Origin of the sequence: Streptomyces pactum, from assembly GCF_002005225.1 — a bacterium.
In the GTDB taxonomy this organism is placed as follows: Bacteria; Actinomycetota; Actinomycetes; order Streptomycetales; family Streptomycetaceae; genus Streptomyces; species Streptomyces pactum_A.
Genome location: NZ_CP019724.1, coordinates 565026 through 590427, shown reverse-complemented (window position 1 = coordinate 590427; position 25402 = coordinate 565026). Strand labels below are relative to the sequence as shown.

Sequence of the window (25402 nt, the reverse complement as noted above, 5' to 3'; positions counted from 1 at the left end):
TGCTGGTCCCGGCGGGGCGCCCCGTACACGTCACTCGGCCGGGGCACCGTCCCCGGGCCGGCCGCCGCCGGTGCTGAAGGAGATCCAGACGTCCGGTGGCACGTCCGGACGCCGCGGCACCGGCCTGCGCTCCTCGGTCCACGCCTCGCCCGCGGTCTCGGCGGCGACACGGCGCCAGAAACGCACCGCCGCCGGGTTGGCGTCCTGGAAGGCCACTTCCCACCGTCCCGGATGCCTGGCCACGATCTCCTGGACGGCGCGCAGTCCGATCCCCCGGCCGCGCGCCCCGCGGACGACGAAGAAGCTGTTGAGTACCCGGACCGGGCCGGTCAGGTCGCGCACGAACGCGAACCCGGCGGGCCGGTCTCCGCTCGTCAACAGGTAGGGCGCCCAGTCGGCGTCGGTGAAGGCGGACCGGAGCCGGTCACTGCGGAAGGTCCCGTCCGGACCGGGCAGCAGGCCCTCCATCTCCGACAGGTCATGGCGGAACATCAGCCACAACCGCTCCACTGTGGGACGGTCGGCAGCGGTCGCGGGGCGCACGAGGACTGACACGGGACTCCTTCACGGTGGCTGATCGATGGGCGGGCGGCCGTACCCGCGTCAACGGTGGCCGACGGGGGACAGGGTTTCCGGCGCATGAAGAAAGCCTCCCCGCCGGATACGTGTCCGAGCGCGGGAAGGCGTCACTTCTCCCGACGCTCTCACAGGGCTGGTCACTCGCGAGGAGCGATCACCGAAGTCCCCGGCGCAGGACCGGTGGTTCGGCGGCCACGGTCGTCAGGGTGGACGCGCCGGAGTCCCACCTTCCCATGCCGGCCGTCGGGCGGACCGCCCGCGGACGACCCGACGGCCCGGTACCTCCCGGCCGGCAGCGCCTGGCCTGCCGTGTCACCCCGTCGTTTGCGGTCCGGTCCCGGGGCAACCCGGACGCGGATACCGGACCGCTGTACTGGAGGTGCCATGGTGCTCGCCCGTGGGAGAACCGCCCGTTCCGCCGCCGCCGTGCTGGCCGTGGCGGCCCTGGCATTGACCGGCTGCGGCGGGGACGACAGTTTCGAGCTCCAGGACTGGCACGCGCCCGGCCAGAACGCGAGCGTCGGCCCCGTCCTGATCCGCTACGCCCACGTCGCGGAGCCCAAGGGGGAGCCGTGGCAACCCGGTGACGACGTGCCGGCCTACGTCTGGCTGATGAACGAGGGGGACGAGACCGACCGGCTGGTGAGCGCGAGCAGTCCCAACGCGGAGTCGGTGAGCGTCGTGAACGCGGACGGCAAGCCCTTGCCGCACGGGGTGGAACTGCCGCCGGACAAGCTGCGGCAACTGGAACCGACCAACGACCACCTGCTGCTGCGGGACGTGCGCGAGGTCGTCCGAGGCGGTGACTTCATGAAGATCACCCTCAACTTCGAGAAGGCGGGCTCCGTCACGTTCAACATCCAGTCGCAGGTCCCCGTCTACGACTCCAGCCCTTCCCCCAGCGGGTGACCATGGCGGTTACCGCCGGTCCTCGACGGGTACGCTGAGGCCGTTCGCGTTCGATTCCGCGTCGGGAAGACCAGCACGCCAGGGAGGTGAGGTTGATGACCGCGCCCGAAGCCGCCCTGCGCGGCGCCCGGGTCTCCCTCGCGGCCCGGGCCACGGCCTGACCCCGACGAACGCGACTCCGAAACGGACCTCATCCCCTCATGCCCCACACCTGGAACACGCGCGCCGAGACCGACGCCGACATCCCCGCCATCCGTGACATCGTCCGCACCGCCTTCCCCACACCGGCGGAGGCCGCCCTCGTCGACGCGCTTCGCGCCGACCCCGAGGCGTGGATCGACGGCCTGTCCCTCGTCGCGGTGGACGACGACGACCGCCCCGTGGGCCACGCCCTGCTGACCCGCTGCCATATCGGGGACAGCCCGGCGCTCTGCCTGGCACCCGTCGCCGTCCGGCCCGAGGCGCAGAACGGCGGCGCCGGTTCCGCGGCCGTCCGGGCGGCACTCACCGCGGCCGCAGGCCTGGGCGAACACCACGTCGTGGTCCTCGGGCACCCGGAGTACTACCCGCGGTTCGGCTTCGGCCGGGCCTCCGCGCACGGCATCGGCCTGACCATCGACGTTCCGGACGAGGCCCTGATGGCCCTCACCCTGGACGCGGCCCGCCCGCTGCCCGCCGGCACGGTGCGCTACGCGGCACCGTTCGGCATCTGACGGCGGCCGGGCCCACCCCTCCGCACGCCGGCCCACCCCTCCGCACGGTGGTCGGTCCACCGCGCCCCACGGCCGGCACCACCGCAGGCCCGCCGGCCGCCTCGTGACCCATCGCACGACGACCACGAGCAAGCGCACGACGCCCCGAACCAACCGCGCAACGCCCCGGACCGACCGCACGACACAAGGAGCAGAGTGATTCCGGAACCCGACATCCTCGGCGGCCTCGGCGGCGTCGCCGCGGCCCTCGCCGCCTGCGAGCCCCCGGCCTTCTCCCGTTCACCTCGTCGCCGGTCGGCGGAGGACCGGTCGTAGGCGACGGTGGAGGCGCGCGGGGTCCGTCGGGGTCGGTCCAGGTGAAGCGGAACCCGGCATCGTGATCGCCATGCCTGCATCTTGCCCGGTGGCACTTACAGCAGGGCCCGCCCACTTGGGGCGGGCCCTCGTTGTTCTTCAGCCGCCGTTCTGATCGCGGAGCGCGTGGGCGGCGCCGTCGGTGAGGGTGCCGTCTTGCTGCTCGTAGTGGGAGAGGGCGAGGCCGAGGCCGAAGAAGGTGGGCGCCCATTCGCCGACGAAGATGCCCCACCGGTCGGCGCGGGCGACGCTGGTGCCGGGTTCGGCGTTGAGGCTGGTGGCCCAGGCGACGACGGTGAGGCCGATGGAGGCGAACGCAGCCATGTAGGCGTGCTCGCTCTTGACGCCCATGTCGTGCATCTTCTTGATGATCATTGGGCGGCTCCGTTCTATGGGGGGATCTACAGGGAACGGAGTGCCCCCAGCATGTGCCGCTATTCACCCATTTGATCCCGATATTTACCCAACGGTGCCGGTGTGCCGCTCCAAGGCTGATTGTGGAGCTCCGTCGCCGCTGGTGGCACCGGAAGGCCCCTTGACCTGCGACTAGGGCAGCATCGCAGCGAGCACGTTCGGGTCGACCGGGGTGGTGGCGTTGTAGTCGAGGTGGACGGGACCGTCTTGCAGATGCTTGGCAGGCCTCGCGGTCTTCCCGAGATTTCAGGCGGTCTTCGCGAGGTGCTGCTTGATCCGGAGGACGCCGGGGTTGGTCATGGCGGTGCCGTCGGAGAAGATCACGGTGGGGACGACCTGGTTGCCGCCGTTGGCCTTCATGACGGTCTGTGCCGCTTCGGGGTCGGTTTCGATGTCAACTTCGGTGTAGGCGATGTTCTCGCGATCGAGTTGCTTCTTCAGGCGGTCGCAGTAGCCGCACCAGGTGGTGGAGTAGACGGTGACCATGGTGCTTGCCTCCGAGGGGATGGTGAGCGTGCGGGCGGGCCAGGCGCAGGCCTCGTCCAGAACGCGGTGAACGAGGTGAGCGATCGTGGTGTAGGGGGCGTACTCAGCGGCTTGCGCGAGGTCGCGCAAGTAGCTGAAGGCCCAGGGCTTGATGTGGGTGTGCAGCAGTTCGTGACTCGCGGTCCAGGCTTGCTCGATCGTCAGGTCACTCTCATTGGCGCCCGCAGCGACGGAGTACAGGTGGGCGAGGAGGGCGAGCTCGACCGACAGGTGGTCAGCCTCGAGGACGGCGTCCTGCTGGGCGATGACCGGGTGCAGGCTGTGGCGGGCCATGAAGGTCTCGACGTCGTGGGCGGCGCGGCCACCGAGTTTGACCTCCCCTTGGTGCGCCGAGGCGTACGGCGGGCAGGCGGGCTGGGGGCCGATGAACAGCCGGCAGTACTCGGTGGCGAGCTCGACCAGAGCGTGGTGTTCGCCGGCGTCGGCGAGATCGGAGTCGATCAGCGGGGCGTGGTCCTTGCTGCTGTGGCCGTCGGCGTTCGACATCTGCCGGTACAGCGCGGTGTCGACTTCGCGGGCCAGGAGCCTGACGGCCAGGCGCAGCAGGCCGCTGTACGCCTTGAGGTGGTCGGCGCCGACGGGGGGGTTCACAGGACTCATCAGACCTTCCGTATCTGCACGACGGTGTCGTGGTAGGACTGGCCGCCGACGACCGGGTCGGGGTAGATGGGCAGCAGGTCGTTCTGGGGGACGCTGATTGCGCCCTTCCACCACAGGCGGTCCAGATCGCGGTCGGTGGCTTCGCCGTAGCCCGGGTTGTCCGCGGTGTCCTTGCCGTTGGTGGCGTAGGCGCCGCCGACGCTGCGGCCGGCGTTGTGCGCGATGGCTAACACCATGGGGTGGACGCCCTCGGTGAGCCGGACGCGGGTGCGCAGGGTGCCGACCTTGGAGCCGTCACCCCCGGGGACGGCGGGATCGTCGGGCCTGAAGCTGGTGACGTCGATCCAGTCGCCGTCGGCGATGCCCAGCTTGTCGGCGGTGGCCCTGTTGAGCAGGGCGGGATTGGTGTGGGAGATCTCCTGCAGCCACTTGGACTGCATGGTGCGGTGGGCGTTGTGCACGTTGATCTTGTAGCTGGTCATGATGAGGTGGTCGTCGGGGAGGTCCCGCTGGTGACTGGGTATCGGTTCGTACACCGGCAGCGGCTGTATCTCGCGCCCGACGTCCTTGCCCGCACCGACGACGAAGTCGCTGTGGATCTCGACCTTGCGTGAGGGGGTGAGGAAGCCGCGGCGCGGAACCCCCGCGATCCGGACACCGATCGCGAGCGGCCCGCCGGTCTTCTCGTCCTTGCCCTTGTAGAAGATGCCGGTCCGGGTGTCTTCCTCCGCGCCGTCGAGCTCGTCCGGTGTGAGGCGTTTCAGGTGGGGCTCGTAGAGCGGCTTCTTGGCCGGGTCGATCCAGATGCCGGTGGCTTTCATGCGGGGGAAGCCGCCCGGGACGGGTTTGAAGTACTCCTCCAGGTAGTCCTCGGTGGTCTTCCAGGGGAAGTAGGTCTGCATTCCGCCGCCGATGCGGCGGGCGAGTTCGGGGAAGATCTCACGGATGTCCTTGGACTCGCCGCGCGGTTCCACTACGGGCTGACGTAGTCCCACGTAGTCGACCAGGCTCTGCGGAGGGCGGGAGTCGATGTCCCACCGCTCGAGATAGGTGGCCCACGGCAGGATCAGGTCGGCGAGATGCGCGGTCTCTGAGTACATCACGTCGATGCACACGTGGAACGGGATGAGCCTCTCGTCCTTCAGCACGCTTCTGACGAGTTGGGCTTCGGGAAAGGACCAGGCAGTGTCGGCGTTGTAGGTCATCAAGGCCGACACTTTCTGCCGGCCTTCCTTGATCCACAGGTAGATGACCTCGGCGACCTTCATCTTCTTGCCTTCGAAGGCGTTGGCCAGGGGCCAGTCCTTGGCCTCTGCGATGACGCTCTTCGCCTTGGGCTTGTCCGGTACCGGCCCGGGTTCGGGGAGGGCCTTCTTGTCCCAGGCGGAGTTGGGGTGCCAGCACCAGCCGCCGACCTTGCCCATGTTGCCGACCAGGGCATTGAGCATGGTGATGGCCCGGTCGTTGTAGTAGCCGTTGCGATGGGAGGCGGACCCGCGGTTGCAGATGGTGGTGCACTGCGGTGCGGCGGCGGCGAACTCGCGGGCGATCCGTTCGATCACCGCGGCCGGGACGCCGCTTTCCTGTTCGGCGTAGGCCGGGGTGTACTGGGCGACGTGTTCGGCGACCTTCGCGGCCGGGTAGTTCGACCAGGCGTCGAGCCACTGCTTGTCCCACAGCTGTTCGCGGCAGATCACGTTCGCCATGGCCAGGGCGATCAGGCCGTCGGTGCCCGGCTTGACGCAGAACCACTCGTCCGAGAGCGCCGCGGTGTTGGACATGCGGGTCTCGAAAGTGACGAGTTTGGCGCCCTTGCGGCGGGCGCGCATCATGCGGATCGCGACGGGGATGTGGCCCTGGTGCGCCTCGGCCCAGTTGGAGCCGAAGTTGAGTACGTACTGGCTGTTCTCGAAGTCGCCGAGGTCCCAGTCGGACTCACCGATCGTGGTGGCGATCGCGGCTCGCCGGTTGGACGAGCACAGGGCCCGGTGATTGAAGTGCGAAGGGGTGCCGTAGGCGTTGAGGAACCGGGCGACGATGTCGGCGGAGCGGTTGCGGCCCTGCTGGAATGCGAACTCCTCCGGCTTGCCGCGTTCCCGGATCTCCTTCAGACGGGTGGCCATCTCGTCGTACGCCTCGTCCCAGCTGACGCGCCGCCAGCGTCCCGAGCCCCGCTCGCCCACGCGCTTGAGCGGGTACAGCATGCGGAACGGGTCGTAGAGCACCGAGGGGCCGGCGACGCCCTTGGCGCAGACCGAACCCTGGCTGTTGGGGTCCTCCGGGTTGCCGGTGATTCTCAGCAGGCGTCCGTCGGCGACGTGACCGACGATGCCGCAGGCGGTGGTGCACATCTGGCACAGGGAAGGAACCGTCACAGGCCTCGCACCGGCTCCTTCGGGGGTGACGCCGGTCTGCGGGTCGCGGGCGATCTCGATGGCGCCGAGGCCGGCCACGGCGGCGCCGGCGGCGGCGCCGATGCGCAGCAGATCCCGGCGGGACAGCTCCCAGGTCGGTGAAGACCCGGCTGCCTCGTTGCCGCTGGTGGTGTGGGTGTCGGTGGTCATGTGACGTCTCCCCCCGAGGTCAGGCCGTGAAGATGAGGTAGCGGATGGCCGCGGTTCCGGCGAGCAGTCCGCCGGCCGCCGGCAGACGGGCCCAGCGACGCTTCCCGGCGAGGGCGAGTGCGGCCGCGGGGAGGAGAACGCCGGCGCCGATGACGCAGGTGTAGAACAGCGGCGCGTGCTCACCTGTGAGGACCGTGTCCAGGGACTTCTTCGCCGGTCCGCCGCTGACGGAGGCGGCGCCGAATACGAGGGTGACGGTGTAGGCCATGAGCAGGGCGAGAGTGATCCTGTTCAGGCCGCGTTGCTGTTCGGCCTCGTTCGGGCTCACGGCGTCGAGGATCAGGACGGTGGCGCAGCCCATCAGCAGCGAGGTGATCAGGAACAGCAGCGCGGAGCTGTTGGTGGCCGCCAGCGGTGAGACCCAGGTTCGGGCGAGGACAGCGACCGGGTATACGGCGAGCGCGACGCTGGACGCTCCCAGCAGCCATGCCACCGAGGTATCGAAACGGGCCGTCATGCCACGGGCTTGAGCAGGGGTGTCGCGGGACGCGGTCCGGCGGCGCCACAGGAGGTAGAGCGCGACGGCGATGAGGAACGTCTTGACCGCGATGATCTTCGCGCCGAGGGAGATGGGCGAGTCCCAGTTGCCGAACTCGGTGAGCATCAGGTGGAAGCGTTCGGGCCGGCCGAGGTCGATGGTGAGCAGCAGCCCGGCCGCCGCGAGCAGGCCGAGGGTGGCCCAGCCGGCCCGCCAGTCCAGACTGAGGGCCGCGGTCGGGTAGCGGTTGCGGTGCCACCACACCATGAGGGTCAGGCCGCTGGGAATCCCGATGAGAGTGAAGTACACCGCGAGCAGCGTGCCCCAGGGCTGAGCGTGCTCGATCGGTGCTGTCTGCGCGAGTGTGGTCGCCACCGGTCACCGTCCCTTGAGGTCGGTGCTCTGGTCGACCTGGACGCCGTCGACGGCGATGAGGGGCAGGGCCCGCTTGGGGTCGACGTAGAAGACCTTGGGCTGGGTGTTCGCCTCGGGCTTCCAGACGTCGATCTCGTTGTCGCTGGCCATCCGCGAGATCTTGCTGTCGGGGTCGTCGAGGTCGCCGAAGACGCGGCAGCCGGTGGGGCACGCCTCCACGCATGCGGGCTCGCCGCCCTTGGAGGTGCGGTGTTCGCAGAAGGTGCACTTCGATGCGGTCTGGGTCTGCGGGTCTTCGTAGATGGCGTCGTAGGGGCAGGCGGCCATGCAGAACCGGTTGAGGTTGCAGTCGCCTTCCTCGATGACGACCTCGCCGTTGGGCAGGCGGGTGATCGCGTCGGTGGGGCAGGCGTTCAGGCAGGGAGCGTCTTCGCACTGGTTGCACAGCACGGGTATGAAGTGCTTGCCGGCGTTGGGGTACTCGCCGTCCTCGACGACCTTGACCGTGTCGCGGAAGACTCCGAGTGGCACGTCGAACTCGTTCTTGCAGGCCACCGAGCAGGCGTGACAGCCGATACAGGTGTTCAAGTCGATGAGCATGCCGAATCGGGGCATGGACAGTCCTCCGGACCGGTTCGTTCGAACAAGCGGGGCGCGTGGGACCGGGCGGCGCAGGACGGGGGTGGCCCGCGCCGCCCGGAGTCGTGGTCAGTGCTTGAAGGAGAAGGCCGGCAGCACCCTGTCGAGCCAGCGCGGCATCCACCAGTTGCTGTTGCCGAAGACGGCGAGGGAGGCGGGCACGACCAGCATCCGCACCAGGGTGGCGTCCAGGATGACGGCGATGGCCAGGGTGATGCCGAGTTCGGTCGGCGGGATGGGTCCGGTGACGCCGAAGGCCACGAAGACGATGACCATGATGACCGCGGCGTTGGTGATGGGCCGTCCGGTCGCGGCGATGCCCTCGCGCACGGCGGTGCGGGTGTCACCGCTGAGTTCGTACTTCTCGCGGACGGAGGCGAGCAGGAACAGCTGGTAGTCCATCGACAGGCCGAAGAGGATCGCGAAGAAGAACACCGGTGCCCAGGCGTTGATGAAGCCCTGGGATTCGATGCCGATCAGCGAGGCGCCCACACCGTGCTGGAAGATGATCGATGCGATACCGAACGCGGCGCCGACGGTGAGCAGGTTCATCGCGATCGACACCAGGGCGATGACGACGCTGCGGAAGACGATGAGCATCATCATCAGCGACATGACGAGTACCAGGGCGATGATCCACGGCGCTGAGGCGGCCAGCGCCTCGGTCATGTCGTGGTTCTGCGCGGCGGGGCCGCCCACCTTGGCCGCGGGTACGTTCTCGTCGAGGTCGGAGCGCAGGTCGCTGACGAGGTCGGAGGTCTTGTTGTCGTCGATGGCGGTGGTCGGGGTGATCCGGACGACGGTGCGGCCCGTGTCGGCCGGTTCTGCGGCGAGCGCCGCTTCCTTGACGCCGGACCGGTCCTCGGCCGCGCTGATGACCTTGTCCGCGTCACCGGTGGGGGTGGTGACATAGATGGTGGCTGCGGCACCGGGTCCGAAGGCGTCGGTCATGGTCTCGTAGCCGTCGCGGCTGGAGTATCCGGAGTCGACGACGCGGGCGCCCGGCATGCCCAGTTGTACTCCGATGACCGGTGCGGTCAGGGCGCCGAGGAGGACCAGGCCGGCGACCAGGCCGAGGGCGGGACGCCGTACGACACCGTCCGCCCAGCGGCCCCAGCGTGCTTCGCTGCGGTGGCTGCGCTCGGCGCGTCCGCGCAGCACCCTGTCGCCGAGGGCTGCCAGAACGGCCGGCAGCAGGGTGAGGGCGGCGGCGACGACCGCGACGACCGCGATGATCATGCCGAGGGCCATGGACCGGAAGACCATGACCGGCAGCAGGAACACCGCGCCGAGCGCCATGATCAGTGCGAGGCCGGAGAGGAAGATCGCTTTGCCGGAGGTCGCGAGGGTGGTGGCCAGCGCTGCCTGGGCGCCGTGGCCCTTGGCGCGCTCGGCTCGGTAGCGGGTGACGATGAACAGGCTGTAGTCGATGCCGAGCGCCATGCCGATCATCATGGAGAAGTTCATCGACCACACCGACACGGGTGTGGCCATGGTGATCAGGTGCAGGGTGCCGTAGGCGACGGCGATGCCGACCACGGTCAGCATCATGGGCATGCCCGCGGCGATCAGGCTGCCGAAGACGATGACGAGCAGGATCATCATCGGCAGGCCGGACATGAGTTCGGCCTTGAGCATGGCCTTCTCGTTGGACTCGTTGAAGTCCGCCCACATCGGCCACTCACCGGTGACGTCCGCGGTGGCGCCCTTGGGCAGGTCGCTGTCCTTGACCGTGTCGCCCACCGCGGCGGCGGCTTCGGGGAGCCCGGCTTCGTCGTCGGCCTGCAGGTGGACCGGGACGAGTGCGGTCGTGCCGTCCTCGCTGATGAGACCGGCCTGCGCCGGCTGGGTGCGGGGATCGGTGACCTTGCGGACGTCCTCCTGGCCGTCGAGGGAGTCGATGAGGCCGCTCACGGCCGTGTCCAGGTCGTCCTTGGCCGGCACCTGGACGACGATGACGGCGGCTTCGGCGCCGAGGTCTGCGAAGTCCTCGCGGAGCTCTTCGCGGACCTCCTGGCTCTCGGATCCGGAGGCCGTCCAACCGGCGCCGGAAAGGGCGCCGTTGAGAGTGACGGCGAACGGGGCCGCGAGCAGCACCAGGACCAGCCAGGCGACCATGACGATCTTGCGGCGGCCGACCATGACCGCTGCGGTGCGGTCGGCGAGGGTGCGCCGGCCCGGCGGTTCCTGGGTGTGGACGGGCTCGGACGTGCCGACAGACATAGGGGTGAACCTCCGATAGCGGGGATGCGCCCTGACGGGGGGGCAGGCGCCCCGGATGGTCAAGGTTCGGACGGGGACGGGACGTCCGGGGCGAGAAGGGGAATCGGTGGGCCCGGCCGCGCGAGGGCGGCCGGGATCCACTACAGGCAGGTGCCTGGCGTCAGTTGCGGCCGGGAGCGGCGTTCCACAGGGCGAGCCACTCCTGCTCCTCACGTTCCTTGGCGCGGTGCAGCTCCTCGGACGGCTGCGACATCTCGATCTTCGGTCCGTCGGGGTGGTAGAAGTCGCCCGCGCCCTTGGCGGCGAGGTGCCCGCCGAGCTCCAGGTAGCAGTGGCCCTCACCGGCGAAGTGCGGCTCCGGGGCGTCGTAGCCGAGGTGGCGGGCCACACCCTGGGCCACCGCTTCGGCCTGTCCCTTGGCGAAGACCGCGGCCTTGGGCAGCGGCTTGCCGTTCGTCAGCGTGATCGAGGCGACGTCACCGAGCGCCCACACGCCGTCGATGATCGTCTTCTGGGTGTGGGCGTCCACCGGGACGAATCCGGTGGGTGACAGATCGGCCGCCTTGACGGGGGCCGGGGCCTGGTGCGGCGGGATGAACACCAGCAGGTCGAAGGAGACCCGCTCGCCGTCGTCGAAGACGAGCTCCCGCGCGGCGGGGTCCACCTGCGTGACCGTGCGTCCGGGATGGAAGCCGATCTTCTGCGATTCGAGCATCTGCACCACCCCGGCGCCGACCACCGGGCCGGCCACCGGCATCGGCTGCGGCTCGGGCGTGTAGACGTCGACGGAGACGTTGTCGCGCACCCCGGTCTCGGTGAGCAGGTCCGAGGCGAGCATCGCCCCCTCGTACGGTGCGGCCGGGCACTTGTAGGGCATGCGGGTCACCAGGAAGACGACCTTGCCCGAGGTGGTGGCCGTCAGCTTCGCGTGTGCGTCGACCGCGGCCTCGGCCGTGTAGTAGTGCGCTGCCACTCCCGCCGCGAGGGCATCGTCCAGGCCGGGGACGGCTGCGGTGTTCAGTTCCGCTCCGAGCGCCAGGACCAGCGCGTCGTAGTCCAGCACGCCCTTCGAGGTGCGGACCTGCCTGCCCGGCAGGTCGAGCTGCTCGACATCGGCGACGTGGTGCGTCGCCTTGCCGAGGGCGTCCTTGGTCGGATGGACGGTGACGTCCTCCAGAGTCCGCCAGCCGCGCAGCAGCCACAGCAGGGACAGGCCCTGCACCTGGCTCTCGCTGCGGTCGACGAGGGTGATCTTGTCGTTCGGGTCCACGTACTTCTCGAGTTCCCGCACGGTGCTCAGGCCGCCGAAGCCTGACCCGAGTACGAGGATATTGCGTCGCATGGGTGCTCCCACCTCAGACGTTGATGACCTTGTCGGCCCACAGAGTCCAGTCGGTCAGTTCGTTCATGGAGGAGCGGTGGGCGCCCTTGACCAGGCCCTCGTCGCTCATCCCCCGCGCGTCCATGCAGGTGCCGCAGCAGCCGATCTCCCCGCCCTGGCGGGCGAAGTTCACCGACATCTTGCCGGTGTTGTAGTAGCCGTCCGGCGTCTTCTGGCCGTCCGCGACGGAGACCACCGCGTCCCCGAACAGGAAGACCTTGACCTCGTTGCCCTCGCGCTTGGCCACTTCGGTCGCCCACCGCAGCCCGTTGTAGACGCGTTCCGTGCCGTAGGGCGGGTCGTGGAAGACGAAAAGGAAGTTCACCGATGTTCTCCTATTCTAGAGATCTCTTGAAGAGTAGGGATCGAGGGCGGGGGTGTCCAGAGGAATCGGGGTGGAAGGCCGGTACTAGCGGGTCGCTGCACCCATACGGCGGCGCAGAAAGCGGCTGATCTGGTCGACGGCGACGACGAGCAGGAGCAGCGCGATCATGAGAGTGGCCAGTTCCTGGTAGCGGAACAGGCGCATGGAGATGCCGAGGGCCTGTCCGATGCCGCCGGCACCGACGAAGCCGATGATGGCGGAGCTGCGGATGTTGCACTCCCACTGGTAGAGCACGAGGGAGGCGATGTTGTTGCGGGCCTGCGGGATGACCGCGAGGAGGCCGGTGGCGAGTTTGGATGCGCCGGTCATGCGCATGGCTTCCACCGGCGCGGGGTCGACGGCTTCGAGCTGTTCGGAGACGAGTTTGGCGAGCAGGCCGGCGGCGTGCAGGGAGATGGCGTAGACGCCTGCTGCCGGGCCGAGGCCGACGACGGCGACGAAGACCAGGGCCCACAGCAGTTCGGGCACGGAGCGGCAGACGGTGGCGATCAGGCGGGCGCCGCCGGACAGCCAGCGTGGTGCCCCGATGTTGCCGGCCATCAGCACGGCGAGGACGAGGCCGCCGATGGTGCCGAAGAACAGGGCGGCGATGGAGATCTGAAGTGTCTCCAGTGCGGCCCGACCGACCGCCTGCAGCAGCTCCCCGTCCAGCTCCGGCGGGAAGAGGCCGGAGAAGATGTCACGGGCGCCCTCCCAGCCGGCCGCAAGATTGGCGACGCTCACGCCCGTGCCGTCGAGGGACCAGACGACCGCCGCGAAGGCCACGGCCAGCACGATCCAGGTGGTCCTGGACCGCTTGGGACCACGCATCTGCGCCGAGACGTCGGGCGGCGGCGGCTTGGACCCGTCGCGCTGGACCGGGACCTTCGGCCCGCAGGCCGATCCCCGCTCACCCGCGCTCGTGTTGGTGTCGGCGCTCATGCCGGTACCGCCGTTCCCTGGTAGATCTCCTCGGCGTCGTGTTCGGAGAGCTGCGGCCCGTCGAAGCAGACCCGGCCGGCCCGCAGGGCGATCACGCGCGAGAACTGCCGGGCGATGCCGAGGTCGTGGGTCGACACCACGACGGTCACGCCCTTCGCCTCACGCAGTGTGTCGACGGCAGCCTGGGAGGTGACCGGGTCCAGGCCGGAGGTCGGTTCGTCCGCCAGTAACAGCTGTGGCTCGGACAGGACCGCGCGGACCAGCGCGACCCGCTGCCGCTGTCCACCGGAGAGGTTCTCCACCCGGTTCCTCAGATACGGGAGGATTCCCTGGGCCTCGGCAAGCGCGTGCACCCGCTCCTGGTATCGGCCGGGTACCTTGCCGCGCAGAACGGAGGCCCATTCGCGCAGCCCCCAGGCGGGCGCGGTGCCCAGCACCGCATTGGTCTGTGCCCGCAGACCGAGCACCAGGTCGTTGCCTTGCCTGATGACGCCGGTCTTGCGGCGCAGTGCGCGCAGATCGGAGTCGTCGGTGGGGTCGAGGTCGCCCACCCGGATCATTCCGGAGGTCGGAGCGACGGCGCCCAGGATGCAGCGCAGCAGCGTGGTCTTGCCGGAGCCGGAGGGGCCCAGCAGGACGACGTGTTCGGCTTGGTCGATGGTGAGCGAGATGTCGTTGAGGGCGGGTGCGTCGCTGTCGGCGAACGACGCGGAGACGTCTTTCAGCTCGATCTTCATGGGATCGGTTCCCCCTGAGTCAACGGTTCAGACGGCCGGCCGTGCCCGTCACCGGCCGGCGGTGAGCAGGCCGAGGTCCTCGGCGTGCTTCTTGAGCGGCTCGTACTCGGCCTCGGTCACCGACTGGTAGCCGGTGGTGCCCATCAGGTCGAGCAGCTTGGGGTCCTTCATCGCCTCGAACACGTCCGTCAACGTGGACGCCGCCGTGTCGCCGAGCGCGGTCCGCATGACCCAGGGGTAGCCCATGACCTTGTGCGACTGGACGACCTTCAGCTCGCCCTTGGGGACCTTGCCGTCGCGTTCCAGTCGGTGCAGGATCCGCACTTCCAGGCCGCCGGCGTCCACCGAGCCGTTCAGGACCGCCTGGGCGGTGGCGTCGTGACCGCCGGTGAAGGAAACCTTCGACAGCGGCGGGCACTTGTCGATCGTCTTGGGTGAGCACTCGGCACCGGCCGCGTTCAGCATGACGCGCGGGTACAGGCTTCCGGAAGTGGAACTGACGTCCCCGAAAGCGAACTTGGCCTCGGCGTCCAGCACGTCCTTCAGGCTTTCGTACGGGGCGTCGTCACGGACGACGATGCCGGACAGGTACTCCTTGGTGCCGGTCTCCTCGTCGACCTCGGTGACCAGCGGCTGCACGTCGACCTGCTCTTCGGCCTGTACATAGGTCAGGCCGCCGACGTAGGCGAGATCGACCTTCTCGGCCGCGAGGGCGGCCACGACGCCCGCGTAGTCGGTGGCGACGAACAGTTCGACGTCGGTGTCGAGCTTGTCCGCCAGGTACTTCCGCAGCGGATCGTATTTGGCCCCCTGCTTGTCCGGGGCCACATTGGGGATGATCCCCACGCGTAACTTCGCCGGAATGCCCTGGGCGTTGGTCTCGCCCGATGCGTCGCCGCCGCACGCGGCGGTGGCAGCAAGCACGGACAGGGCAAGGAACAGTTGGATCTTCTTCACGTACGCCCCTACAGTTCACGAGCATGACAAGTACACGTCAAAGTGCGTGTCGCGTGTGCGGCTTCGCCGGTGACGCGTGTTGGAACTGCGGCCGGCGCGTGGGAATGCGGGCACGCCGAAACGGCGCCCCGGGGCGGTGCACCCGGCCGTGACAGATGACGCTGAAGTCCGTCGCCGCGGTTGCCGCGGCCACTCGGTTAACTGCTGACAGTGCTCACAGGAAGTCCCCCCTGACGCCATTCCGGCATGCCGTCCTCGAGCACCATCGCCCGAAGTCCGTGCTGCCTGAGTATCTGCGCCGCCTTCGGAGCGAAGACGCAGTGCGGGCCACGGCAGTACGCGACGATATCCAGGTCTGCAGGCAACCGGGACAGGTGGTCACTCAACTCGTCGAACGGTACCGACGTGGCTCCGGGGATGTGCCCGGCCGCATACTCCTCGGCCGGCCGCACATCGATGATGAACACATCGCCGCTCAGCGAGCGGGCGACGAGCTCTTCCTTGGTGACCCGCTCGAGCGTCTCCTCGCCCTGCAGGTACTCACGGATCAACTGCTCCACCTCAGCGAGGCGAGCGTCTGCCAGCGTCCACAGTTCACGCACGAAACACGCCACCCGCTCGTCCGCGAGCGAGTAGATGACCTTCGTGCCCACCTTGCGGGTCTCGACCATGCGAGCCCCCCGCAGGACCTGCAGATGGCTGGAGGTGTTGCCCACCGTCATATTCGTGACGGTGGCGAGAGACTCCACCGAGCGCTCTCCCTGCCCCAGGATGTCGAGCAGTTCGATGCGCTTGGGGTTGCTGATGGCCTTGCCGATGCGAGCGAGCTGGCCGAACAGGCCCTCACGCACTTCTCGCTCCGACATGCCATACCCCCGGTCCCTTCGGATGTTCTAAAGATATCTAGAACAGATGCTCGCGGGCAAGGACTTCCAGCCAACCCGTACAGCCTTCTACCGCCGTCTCACGGCATCGACCCAGGTGGCTGCCGGGGCAGACGCAGACAAGGATCTTGCCCGTCACTCGGGTGTCGTTCCTCCCGGGCGGGGTGCGCGCGGGTTCCGCGGTGGAGACGGTCGACCTCACTGTCCGCCAGGACACGCTCACGGGCGGACTCGCCGCTGTGCCGGTGACATGGTGACCCGGTCCGGTGACCGGTCGTCGTCGCGGGTCGCGCACTTGGGCCGCCAGTGAGCAGGCCGGGGCGAAACCGCGCCGCAGGGAAGGTGGCCGGAGCGCTCGCCATAAGCTACATTCCTCCATGGAATCATGGAGGAGTGGTGGCGGAGAACACCAGGGCGCGGCTTTACGACGCGTTCGCGGTCAGCGGCAAAGCACTGGCCAGTGGAAAGAGGCTGGAACTGCTCGATCTCCTAGCCCAGGGCGAGCGCACTGTGGACGCGCTCGCGAAAGCAGCCGGCCTGAATCTGACCACGGCATCGGCCCACCTGCAGACCCTCAAGCGGGCCGGGTTCGTCGCCACTCGCCGTGAAGGCGTGCGAATCCACTACCGGCTCGCCGGCGACGACGTCGCCCAACTGTTCGCGCTGCTGCGCAAGGTGGCCGAGACGCACCAGTCGTCCGTTCCCGCAGCCCGCGACGCCTACCTCGGGGAAGACGGCGCACAGGAGATCAACCGCGAAGAGCTGGCGGCCCGTGTCCGGTCCGGTGCGGCAGTAGTGCTGGATGTGCGGCCGATGGAGGAATATCTCGCCGGGCACATCCCCGGTGCTCTCTCCATCCCGGTAGCGGAGCTGGCCCATCGGATCGACGAACTGCCCGAGCACGTGGAGATCGTCGTCTACTGCCGCGGCGAGTACTGCGCACTCGCCTACGACGCCGTTCGGCTGCTGACAGACCGTGGACGACGCGCGCTGCGCATGAACGACGGCATGCTCGAGTGGCGCTTGTCCGACATGCCCGTCGACGCCGGGGAGCTCGTGTGATCGCCGGGACGCCAGACGTTCATCCGGGGCTGGCCGACGGCCCGGTGTACCTGGACTACAACGCCACCACCCCGGTCGACCCGCGCGTCGCCGAGGCGATGCTCCCGTACCTGGCCGACTTCTTCGGCAACCCCTCCAGCAGCCACCCGTTCTCCCAGGAGCCTCGACGGGCTCTCGCCGAAGCCCGCGCCCAGGTCGCAGACCTGATCGGTGCCCGGCCCGGCGAAGTCGCGTTCACCGGCTCCGGGTCCGAAGCCGACCTGCTCGCCCTGCGGGGCGCGGTCCTTGGCTCTGGCCGCCGTCACCCGCATGTGATCACCCAGGCCACCGAGCACCCTGCCGTCCTGGAGACGTGCCGGGCCCTTGAGCGGCTGCACGGCGCGCGGGTGACCGTGCTGCCGGTCGACGGCGAGGGGCTCCTTTCCCCGGCGGCGCTGGTCGGCGCGTTCACCGAGGACACGGTGCTGGTGTCGGTGATGGCGGCGAACAACGAGACCGGCGCTCTCCAGCCGATCGCGGAGCTCGCTGCGCTCGCTCACGAGCGCGGGTCGCTGTTCCACTGCGACGCTGCCCAGGCGGTGGGCAAGGTTTCGATCAATGTCCGTGAGCTGGGCGTGGACCTGCTCACAACGGTGGGGCACAAGATGTACGCGCCCAAGGGCGCCGCCGCCCTCTTCGTACGCGACGGGGTACGGCTGGAGCCGGTCGTCTACGGGGGCGGGCAGGAGCGCGGCCTGCGGGCGGGCACGGAGAACGTCGCCCTGGCCGTCGCGCTCGGCACCGCCGCCCAGATCGCGGCTGCCGAACTGGCCTCCGGCGCCCCGGCCCGCATCGCGGCCCTGCGCGACGACCTCCACCAACGGCTGACGGCTGCCCTGCCTGGCCGCATGCACCTCAATGGTCCCGACGCGCACCGTCTGCCGAACACCCTGAACGTCAGCGTCGATGGCGTCCTCGGTCACGAACTCCTCGCCGCCTGCCACCAGATCGCCGCCTCGACCGGATCGGCCTGCCACAGCGGCACCCACACCCCCTCGCCGGTGCTGACCGCCATGGGCCTCGCGCCGGCCCGCGCGCTCGGCGCACTGCGGCTCTCCCTGGGCCGCTGGACCAGACACGAGGACATCGAGACAGCGGCATCAGCTCTCGTTGCGGCTGCCCACGAAGTGACCGAGCTGACCGGTTAGGACCGCAGAAACCGTCGATCAGCAGGAGAGGCATGACCGAGACGACCGCGTACGGACTGTCCACCCGCAGTGTCCACGCCGGCGAGCGCCGCGACGCCGAAGGCGCCGTCCACACCCCGCTCTACAACCACTCCACGTTCGCGTTCGACTCCACCGCCGACCTCCTCGACGTCGTCGAAGGGCGCAAGACCGGCAACCTCTACACCCGCTACGGCCTCAACCCCACCATCCGTGCGACCGAGGCCAAACTCGCCGACCTCGAAGGCGGCGAGCAGGCCCTGGCATTCTCGTCCGGGATGGCCGCCGAAGCCGCCACTTTCCTCGCCCACTGCCGGACCGGCGGCCACATCGTGTGTATCGGCGAGGTCTACGGCGGAACGTTCGAACTCCTCGGCGACAACCTGCCACAGGTCGGCATCACGACCACGTTCCTGCGCGCCGACGAGGTCGGCCGGCTGCCGCAGGTGCTGACCGGCCGGACGCGGGTCGTGTTCTTCGAAACCCCGGCCAACCCCACCCTGACCGTCTTCGACATCGCCGCCATCTCCGCCCAGGCCCGCGCGGCCGGCGCGCTGACGGTGGTGGACAACACCTTCGCCACCCCGGTCAACCAGAACCCTCTCCAGCATGGTGCGGACCTGGTCGTGCACTCCGCGACCAAGTACCTCGGCGGGCACTCCGACCTGACCGCCGGCGCCCTCATCGGCCCCGCGGAACTGCTGGCCCCGGTCGCGATGTGGCGCAAGAACCTCGGCCAGGTCATCGCCCCCGAAACCGCCTTCCTCCTCGCCCGTTCCCTGCGCTCCCTTCCCGTCCGGGTCCGCGCACAGAACGACGCCGCCGCGGCCGTCGCCGCCTTCCTCCACACGCACCCCCGTGTCGCCCGGTCCCACTACCCGGGCCTGGCCACCGGCGAACAGAAACGCATCGTGGACGCGCAGATGCGAGGCGGAGGCGGCATGCTCAGCGCCGTCCTCAACGCGGACGCCGACCAGACCGCCGCGGTGGTGGACCGGTTGCTCCTGTTCGCCATCGCGCCCAGCCTCGGCGGAGTCGAGTCCCTGGTCACCCAGCCCATCACCACCACCCACCACGGCATGGACCCGGCCGAGCGCGCCAAGCGGGGCATCGCCGACAGCATGATCCGACTGTCCGTCGGCCTCGAAGACGCCGACGACCTGATCGCCGACCTCGCCCAGGCCCTGGACGCCGACTGACGCACCAGCCCCGCGTGCACCGGCCCGCCGCCCTGCCGGACCGGGCCGGTGCAGCACGCCTGCACCACTGTTGAAAGAGACCATGACCAGCTCCCCATCCGCCGGCACGGCGGCCCACATATCCGACCCCGTCCAGGCCCAGCACCGCATCCTGCGCGTCCTGGTCGCCTCCCAGGTCCTCAGCGGAGCGGGCCTCGCCGCAGGCGTCACCGTCGGCGCCCTCCTCGCTCAGGACATGCTCGGCTCCACCAGCCTCGCCGGACTGCCCAGCGCCCTGTTCACCGCCGGATCCGCCCTCGCCGCCGTGGTCGTCGGCCGCATCTCCCAGGCCCGTGGCCGCCGTCCCGGCCTCGCTACCGGCTACCTCACCGGCGCCATCGGCTCGGCCGGTGTCATCACCGCCGCGATCCTGGACAACCCCGTCCTGCTGTTCACCGCCCTGTTCGTCTACGGTGCCGGCACCGCAACCAACCTCCAGGCCCGCTACGCCGGAGCCGACCTCGCCGCACCCGGACACCGCGCCCGCGCCGTTTCCACCGTCCTGGTCGCCACCACTGTGGGCGGTGTAGCCGGCCCCAACCTCGCCGCCCCCACCGGCACCTTCGCCGAAGCCCTCGGCATCCCCCACCTCGCCGGGCTCTTCATCCTTTCCGGCGCCGCCTATGCGCTAGCCGCCCTCGTCCTCGCCCTCTGGCTACGCCCCGACCCGCTGCTCCTGGCCCGCACCGTTGCCGAGACCAAGGACACCGAAGCCACCACCGGCACGACCACCGCGGCCGTCGCCGACCCGAGCGAGGGCCGCGGAGGCGTAGTTCTGGGCGCCCTGGTCATGGTCCTCACCCAGCTCGTCATGGTCGCGATCATGACGATGACGCCGGTGCACATGCACGACCACGGCCACGGCACCGCCGCATCCGGCCTCGTCATCGCCATCCACATCGGCGCCATGTACCTGCCCTCACCTCTGACAGGCTGGCTCGTCGACCGCTACGGCCGCATCGAAGTCGCGGCCGCCTCCGGCATGACCCTGCTGGCCGCCGGCGTCCTCGCCGCGCTCGCGCCGGGCGACTCCGTCGCCCTCCTCGCACTCGCCCTGGCCCTGCTGGGGCTCGGCTGGAACTTCGGCCTGGTTTCCGGCACCGCGATCATCACGGACACCGTGCCGCTGGCCACCCGAGCCAAGACCCAGGGCCTGATCGACGTCTCCATCGCCATCGCCGGCGCCACCGGCGGCATGGCCTCCGGCATCATGGTCGCCGCCACCGGCTACCCCGCCCTTGCCCTCACCGGCGGCATCCTCTCCCTCGCTCTCCTGCCCGCCGTTGTCGCCACCGCCTACCGCCGATGAGCACCATGAACCCCGACACCCCCACGCCGGACATCACCGTCGACGGCACCGGCCTGCTCTGCGTCACCCTCCTGCTGCGCCTGCGCAAGGAGATCGACGACGCCGTGCCGGGCACCGTCGTCCACGTCATCGCCACCGACCCGGCGGCCCCGCTCGATCTGCCCGCCTGGTGCCACATGACCGGACACCACTACCTCGGCCCGGTCCCCGGCAACCGACCAGTCTTCGCACTCCGGCTGGCCTCCGACGCCCTGCCCACTCGAGCCGACGCGCCCTGGCACCCCGTCACTACCCAGTGAGCCGGTATCGAGTTCTTCCGTCGCCACTTGAGTTGTGTTCTGTTCCGGATCGCGGCTTGGCTCTGAAGGACGTTCGCCGGTGAATCACTGAGGAATGCCGCGAGCACCTACTTGACCGGCAGGATCCGGGGCTGCCGGCGGCGCGACCATCGCCTGAACCAAGGACGTGAGCACCTCCGTCCGCTGGGCCTGGTCCAGTCCGCAGTCCATGATGATCCGCTCAGCGGCCAGGTACCTGGCGAACTCGAGCGGCTGATCGAAGTATGCGCGTAAGTGGGCTGCCGAAGCGGTTTGTGACACGACGAACGTGCGGCTCACATATCCGGCCAGTGCTGCTGAGACGGCACCGAGTCCGCCTGCGACGACCGCACCGGCCGTGGTGCTGGCATTCAGTGCGACGAACACGAAGGCGAGCAGTAATGCGAATCCGAGGCCCATCGCCACTTGAGCGTTGCGGAATGATCGCCGCGCTTGGGCGAGGGCGATCTCGTGGTAGGCGTCCAGGCGAGTGTGAGTCAGCGTCCATAGCTCTGGTAGCGCCAGGCCGCCGGCGCGAGGGCTCGGGTCCACCGTCGCCGGCGGGGACGCATCTGCTCCGGCTTCCCGTCGGTCGAGAGGGCCGAAAGGCCCAGCAGGCGTTTCCGGGTCCACTGTTGCCTGCCCGGCACGCAATGCCTCTTCGAAATTCCGCTCGGCATCGCGGACTCGTCGGCGGCTCACCTGCTCCGCACTCTCGCGAGGAGCGGTGAACTTCCAGAACAGCGTGCCTATTGTCGCCACGGTGAGCATGGAGGCGACGGCGGCCGCTTCGTAGGGCCCTGTATCGGGTTCGAGGTCCGCAAGGTTGACGAGACCACCGCTTGCCCCAAGGGTGGTCACGACAGCGAGCGTCGTGACCAGAACGCGGTCGACCTTGTCGTTGCTGTCGATCTTGAGGAGCTTGGCCAGCCAACGCGGACGGGCACCGTCCGCAGCATCTTCCGACATAACGGATCAGCGTGGCCGAGCAGACGTGGGTCGTCTACCGCTTTGCCTGAACCCGTCGGGGCCGCACACACGGTGGGCGGCCCCGACCGGGTCGTGACGCGCGCGAGCCGAGGGCTCAGCCGACCGGGGACGCCGGTCCGCTGTCCACCTTCGACGGTGCGTCACCGGAGCGCTGCGCCGGGACGGCGGCCGTGGCGCGGGCGGCCTCGCCGGCTTCCTCGGCCAGGCGCTCCATGCCGCTGGTGGTCTTCAGCGGCTTCTCCTTGATGAAGACCACGGCGACCAGTGCGAGCAGCGCGAACGGGGTGGCGACGAGGAACAGGTCGGCGGTGGCGACACCGTAGGCGTGCTCCACGATCTCCCGCATCGGGGCGGGCAGCGTGCTCATGTCCGGGACGCTGCCCTCACCGCCGCCCGAGCCGCCCTCCGCGCCGCCGGCGACGCCCGCCTTCTCCAGTCCCTCGGTCATCTCGCTCGCGACCCGGTTGGCGAGGACGGCGCCGAGGACGCTGGTGCCGATCGTGCCGCCCATGCTGCGGAAGAAGGACAGCACCGAGGTCGCGGCGCCCAGCTCGGCGGCGGGGACGTCGTTCTGCGCGGCGAGCACCAGGTTCTGCATCAGCATGCCGACGCCGACGCCGAGGACGGCCATGTAGAGGCTGAGCAGTCCGAAGGGCGTGTCCGCGTCGATCAGGGAGAGCAGCGCGAGGCCGGCGGTCATGGTGACCGCGCCGGCCACCAGGTAGCCCTTCCACTTGCCGGTCCGGCTGATGAGCTGTCCGGCGACGGTGGACGACACCAGCAGACCCAGGATCATCGGCAGGCTCATCAGACCGGCGACGGTCGGCGACTTGCCCAGGGACACCTGGAAGTACTGCGAGAGGAAGACGGTTCCGCCGAACATGGCGACACCGACCAGGAGGCTGGCCACCGTGGTGAGGGTGACCGTGCGGTTCCTGAAGATGTCGAGCGGGATCACCGGCTCGGCGGTACGCGCCTCGACGAAGACCGCCAGGCCCAGCAGCAGCACACCGCCGATCACGAGCGCGCCGGTCTGCCAGGACGCCCAGTCGAACTGGTTGCCGGCCAGCGAGACCCAGATGAGCAGCGCGCAGACACCGGCGACGATCAGGAAGGCGCCGAGCCAGTCGATCTTCACCTGACGCTTGACGGTGGGCAGCTTCAGCGTGCGCTGCAACAGGAAGATGGCCAGCAGGGCGAACGGCACGCCGATGAAGAAGCACCAGCGCCAGCCCAGCCAGTCGGTGTCCACCAGCACACCGCCGATCAGCGGTCCGGCCACGGTGCCGACGGCGAACACGGCACCGAAGATGCCGGAGTACTTGCCCAGTTCCCGGGGCGGGATCACGGCGGCCATGACGACCTGCGCGAGCGCGGTGAGCCCGCCCGCGCCGATGCCCTGCACGACCCGGCTGAAGATCAGCAGGGTCGTGTCGTGGGAGAAGCCCGCCAGCAGCGAACCGACCACGAACATCAGCAGGGAGAGCTGGAGCAGCAGCTTCTTGTTGAACAGGTCGGACAGCTTGCCCCACAGGGGCACCGTCGCGGTCATGGCCAGCAGCTCGGCGGTGACGACCCAGGTGTACGAGGACTGGCTGGCCCCCAGGTCGGCGATGATCGTCGGCAGCGCGTTGGACACGACGGTGCCCGCCAGGATGGCGACGAACATGCCGGCCATCAGGCCGGACATGGCCTGGAGTATCTGCCGTCGGTCCATGGCGGTGGGAGGCGCGTCGGCGGGCGCCTGAGCTGCGGTCACGGCATCTCTTTCGGTGGTGGTGGAGTGAGGTCGCGCCGGCGCGCGGCGCCCGGCGCGCGGTGGTTACGCGGAAGGTGCCGGAAGACCGGCGGCGAGGAGCGCGAACACCTCGTCGAACACGTCGAGGAAGGCCGCCTCGTCCTGGTGTGCCGACCAGTGGTCCATGCTGGTCCGCACCGCGGCGTGCGCCACGGAGGCCAGCAGCCGCGGATAGAGGCCCGGGGGCGTGGGCCTTTCCTCGCCGGGCCCGGACGCGGATGGCGGCCCGGCCCGGTCGTCGTCGCCGTAACCGTCGCCGTCGCCGCGGAGGCGTTCGGCGATGGCTTCGGCCAGGTCCGCCTCGGCCGCCATGTGCGCCCCGACACCGCGCGCCAGGAGGTGCGGTGAGGCGTGCAGCACCTCGGCGTGCAGGTGCCACAGCTCGTGGTGCTGCTCCGCCTCGGCGAGTTCCGCCGCCAGGGCGCGGCGCAGGGCCTCCAGCGGGGAGAGATCGGCGGGCGCGTCCAGAACGGCGCGCCGTATGCGGCCACCCGCGTCCGCGTCGATGACGACGAAGGCGTCCTCGCGGGTGTCGAAGTAGTTGAAGAAGGTACGCACCGACACCCCGGCGGCGGCGCTGATCGCCTCGACGGTGACCTTCTCCGCTCCGTGTTCGGCGGCCAGACGCACCGCGGCCTCGGCGAGAGCGGCACGTGTGGCCCGCTTCTTCCGCTCGCGCAGGCCGCCTCTCGCGGCACTCTTCTCCGACATAAGTTGCATGGTATGCAAAGATGCACGGCATGCAAAATTGTGGCGGGCGCCGATCCCCGAAGGGTTCGGCGCCCGCCGCCACGGTGGCTCGGCTCAGGCCGCCAGTCGCGCCAGCGTCTCCTTGAACGGCACGGCGTTCCCGTCGGGCCGGTTGTGCGGAAGCCTGGCCAGCACGGCGGCCATGCCGCAGGTGTTGGTCACCCCGGAGAAGACCAGGCCCGCGCCGATCGCGCCGGACAGCCAGTGCGCGGGGCGCCAGACTCGGCCGGCCAGGAAGCCGGCGGCGACGAGCGACCCGGCGGCGAGACGCACCTGCCGGTCCATGGGCCACGGCCTACGGACCCCGGCCGGACGCTCGACCGGCTGGCCGGCCGCCGCCCACGCGCCCGTGCCGCCCTCGAGGGTGGCCGCCTCCACGCCCCGTGCCGCCAGTCGCGCGCAGCCCTTGGCGGACCGGTTGCCGAAGGCGCACACGAGCAGCAGCGGGCCACGGGCGGCGGCCGCCGTCAGGGCGTCCACCGCCTCGTCGAGCCGTTCCAGCGGGACGTTGTGCGCGCCGGGGAGGTGGCCGCCCGCGTACTCGCCGGGGGAGCGGACGTCGACGACGGTGAACTCGCCGAGGCGGTCCACGGCCTGGCCGGTGCTCAGGGTGGTGGCCGATGCGGTGGGGGTGATCACGGAGGGGAACCTTTCACGTTGCTGCGCCTGCGCGCGGTACGATACCCGCAGGGGTATATGGGGTGATGGGGTCAGGTGAAGGAGTGGGCGTGGAACTCGACATGTCGGCCGACGAACTGAAGTCGGCGCTCAACCGGCTGCGGCGGGCTCAGGGACAGCTCGCGGGAGTCATCCGGATGATCGAGGAGGGGCGCGACTGCGAGGACGTGGTCACCCAGCTCGCCGCCGTCTCCCGGGCCCTGGACCGGGCCGGTTTCTCGATCATCGCCACGGGTCTCCAGCAGTGCATGACCAGCGACGACCCCGAGGTGCGGGACTCGGCGCAGATGCGGGCCCGGCTGGAGAAGCTCTTCCTCTCCCTGGCCTGACCCGCCG

25 protein-coding genes and 1 pseudogene are annotated in these 25402 nt (G+C 69.6%); 8 read left to right on the top strand and 18 right to left on the bottom strand.

All coding sequences use genetic code 11. The features are described from left to right. Positions 1 to 30: 30 nt before the first annotated feature. Positions 31 to 492 (bottom strand): GNAT family N-acetyltransferase, encoded by a 462-nt coding sequence (locus tag B1H29_RS02565; RefSeq protein WP_079159976.1) that lies wholly within the window; start codon positions 490 to 492, stop codon positions 31 to 33. Positions 493 to 963: 471 nt separating this feature from the next. On the opposite strand from B1H29_RS02565, the gene B1H29_RS02560 reads away from it, so the two are divergent. Next, complete coding sequence (locus B1H29_RS02560) at positions 964 to 1488, top strand: copper chaperone PCu(A)C (protein ID WP_055421324.1); 525 nt, start codon at positions 964 to 966, stop codon at positions 1486 to 1488. Between the two features lie 200 nt (positions 1489 to 1688). Further along, entirely contained in the window at positions 1689 to 2201 is a 513-nt protein-coding gene (locus B1H29_RS02555; protein WP_055421325.1) for a GNAT family N-acetyltransferase, read from the top strand. Positions 2202 to 2654: 453 nt separating this feature from the next. On the opposite strand, the gene B1H29_RS02550 is transcribed toward B1H29_RS02555, so the two are convergent. The 13 genes and pseudogenes from B1H29_RS02550 to B1H29_RS02495 all read right to left on the bottom strand — a co-directional run bounded on the left by B1H29_RS02550 (position 2655) and on the right by B1H29_RS02495 (position 15701). After that, entirely contained in the window at positions 2655 to 2930 is a 276-nt protein-coding gene (locus tag B1H29_RS02550) for a hypothetical protein (RefSeq protein WP_055421326.1), read from the bottom strand. 285 nt (positions 2931 to 3215) lie between these two features. After that, positions 3216 to 3455 (bottom strand): mycoredoxin, encoded by a 240-nt coding sequence (locus B1H29_RS39060; RefSeq protein ID WP_055421627.1) that lies wholly within the window; start codon positions 3453 to 3455, stop codon positions 3216 to 3218. Positions 3456 to 3605: 150 nt separating this feature from the next. Then, positions 3606 to 4001: pseudogene (locus B1H29_RS39055) on the bottom strand (molecular chaperone TorD family protein); the annotation flags it as partial. Between the two features lie 113 nt (positions 4002 to 4114). Next, complete coding sequence (locus B1H29_RS02540) at positions 4115 to 6679, bottom strand: molybdopterin-containing oxidoreductase family protein (protein ID WP_055421327.1); 2565 nt, start codon at positions 6677 to 6679, stop codon at positions 4115 to 4117. Between the two features lie 19 nt (positions 6680 to 6698). Continuing rightward, positions 6699 to 7592 (bottom strand): NrfD/PsrC family molybdoenzyme membrane anchor subunit, encoded by an 894-nt coding sequence (gene nrfD, locus B1H29_RS02535; protein ID WP_055421328.1) that lies wholly within the window; start codon positions 7590 to 7592, stop codon positions 6699 to 6701. Between the two features lie 3 nt (positions 7593 to 7595). Continuing rightward, positions 7596 to 8207 (bottom strand): 4Fe-4S dicluster domain-containing protein, encoded by a 612-nt coding sequence (locus B1H29_RS02530; RefSeq protein ID WP_055421329.1) that lies wholly within the window; start codon positions 8205 to 8207, stop codon positions 7596 to 7598. A gap of 93 nt (positions 8208 to 8300) precedes the next feature. Then, positions 8301 to 10454 (bottom strand): MMPL family transporter, encoded by a 2154-nt coding sequence (locus B1H29_RS02525; RefSeq protein ID WP_055421330.1) that lies wholly within the window; start codon positions 10452 to 10454, stop codon positions 8301 to 8303. Between the two features lie 160 nt (positions 10455 to 10614). Beyond that, positions 10615 to 11796 (bottom strand): NAD(P)/FAD-dependent oxidoreductase, encoded by a 1182-nt coding sequence (locus tag B1H29_RS02520; protein ID WP_055421331.1) that lies wholly within the window; start codon positions 11794 to 11796, stop codon positions 10615 to 10617. A gap of 13 nt (positions 11797 to 11809) precedes the next feature. Further along, complete coding sequence (locus tag B1H29_RS02515) at positions 11810 to 12160, bottom strand: DsrE/DsrF/TusD sulfur relay family protein (RefSeq protein WP_055421332.1); 351 nt, start codon at positions 12158 to 12160, stop codon at positions 11810 to 11812. A gap of 84 nt (positions 12161 to 12244) precedes the next feature. Further along, the gene (gene phnE, locus B1H29_RS02510) at positions 12245 to 13141 is read right to left on the bottom strand and encodes a phosphonate ABC transporter, permease protein PhnE (protein ID WP_055421333.1); all 897 of its coding nucleotides are present in this window, start codon (positions 13139 to 13141) and stop codon (positions 12245 to 12247) included. Next, positions 13138 to 13878, bottom strand: coding sequence for a phosphonate ABC transporter ATP-binding protein (locus B1H29_RS02505; RefSeq protein ID WP_055421334.1), 741 nt, complete (start codon positions 13876 to 13878; stop codon positions 13138 to 13140). Before B1H29_RS02505 ends, phnE begins: the two co-directional genes overlap by 4 nt. A gap of 48 nt (positions 13879 to 13926) precedes the next feature. After that, the gene (phnD, locus tag B1H29_RS02500) at positions 13927 to 14835 is read right to left on the bottom strand and encodes a phosphate/phosphite/phosphonate ABC transporter substrate-binding protein (protein WP_055421335.1); all 909 of its coding nucleotides are present in this window, start codon (positions 14833 to 14835) and stop codon (positions 13927 to 13929) included. A 197-nt stretch (positions 14836 to 15032) separates the two neighbouring features. Beyond that, positions 15033 to 15701: an ArsR/SmtB family transcription factor gene (locus B1H29_RS02495; RefSeq protein ID WP_055421336.1), complete on the bottom strand. Its 669-nt coding sequence runs from the start codon at positions 15699 to 15701 to the stop codon at positions 15033 to 15035. A gap of 414 nt (positions 15702 to 16115) precedes the next feature. Between B1H29_RS02495 and B1H29_RS02490 the strand changes: the two genes are divergently transcribed. From B1H29_RS02490 to B1H29_RS02470, 5 genes are all read left to right on the top strand, one after another. Next, complete coding sequence (locus B1H29_RS02490; protein WP_055421628.1) at positions 16116 to 16781, top strand: ArsR/SmtB family transcription factor; 666 nt, start codon at positions 16116 to 16118, stop codon at positions 16779 to 16781. Further along, positions 16778 to 17968 (top strand): cysteine desulfurase family protein, encoded by a 1191-nt coding sequence (locus B1H29_RS02485; RefSeq protein ID WP_234393169.1) that lies wholly within the window; start codon positions 16778 to 16780, stop codon positions 17966 to 17968. The genes B1H29_RS02490 and B1H29_RS02485 overlap by 4 nt, the downstream gene beginning before the upstream one ends. 32 nt (positions 17969 to 18000) lie before the next feature. Beyond that, the gene (locus tag B1H29_RS02480) at positions 18001 to 19185 is read left to right on the top strand and encodes a trans-sulfuration enzyme family protein (protein WP_055421337.1); all 1185 of its coding nucleotides are present in this window, start codon (positions 18001 to 18003) and stop codon (positions 19183 to 19185) included. Positions 19186 to 19267: 82 nt separating this feature from the next. Then, complete coding sequence (locus B1H29_RS02475; protein ID WP_055421338.1) at positions 19268 to 20533, top strand: MFS transporter; 1266 nt, start codon at positions 19268 to 19270, stop codon at positions 20531 to 20533. Beyond that, positions 20530 to 20832, top strand: coding sequence for a sulfurtransferase TusA family protein (locus B1H29_RS02470; RefSeq protein ID WP_055421339.1), 303 nt, complete (start codon positions 20530 to 20532; stop codon positions 20830 to 20832). Before B1H29_RS02475 ends, B1H29_RS02470 begins: the two co-directional genes overlap by 4 nt. 84 nt (positions 20833 to 20916) lie before the next feature. On the opposite strand, the gene B1H29_RS02465 is transcribed toward B1H29_RS02470, so the two are convergent. The 4 genes from B1H29_RS02465 to B1H29_RS02450 form a co-directional block, all read right to left on the bottom strand. Beyond that, complete coding sequence (locus B1H29_RS02465; protein WP_055421340.1) at positions 20917 to 21819, bottom strand: TRADD-N-associated membrane domain-containing protein; 903 nt, start codon at positions 21817 to 21819, stop codon at positions 20917 to 20919. 115 nt (positions 21820 to 21934) lie between these two features. Next, on the bottom strand, positions 21935 to 23557 hold the full coding sequence (locus B1H29_RS02460) for an MDR family MFS transporter (protein ID WP_167392581.1): 1623 nt from the start codon (positions 23555 to 23557) through the stop codon (positions 21935 to 21937). Between the two features lie 105 nt (positions 23558 to 23662). After that, positions 23663 to 24358: a TetR family transcriptional regulator gene (locus B1H29_RS02455; protein ID WP_055421342.1), complete on the bottom strand. Its 696-nt coding sequence runs from the start codon at positions 24356 to 24358 to the stop codon at positions 23663 to 23665. Positions 24359 to 24442: 84 nt separating this feature from the next. Continuing rightward, positions 24443 to 25027, bottom strand: coding sequence for a rhodanese-like domain-containing protein (locus B1H29_RS02450; protein WP_079159974.1), 585 nt, complete (start codon positions 25025 to 25027; stop codon positions 24443 to 24445). A gap of 89 nt (positions 25028 to 25116) precedes the next feature. Between B1H29_RS02450 and B1H29_RS02445 the strand changes: the two genes are divergently transcribed. Then, a complete protein-coding gene (locus B1H29_RS02445) occupies positions 25117 to 25395 on the top strand; it encodes a metal-sensitive transcriptional regulator (protein WP_003978241.1) in 279 nt (92 codons plus the stop codon). Positions 25396 to 25402: the final 7 nt, after the last annotated feature.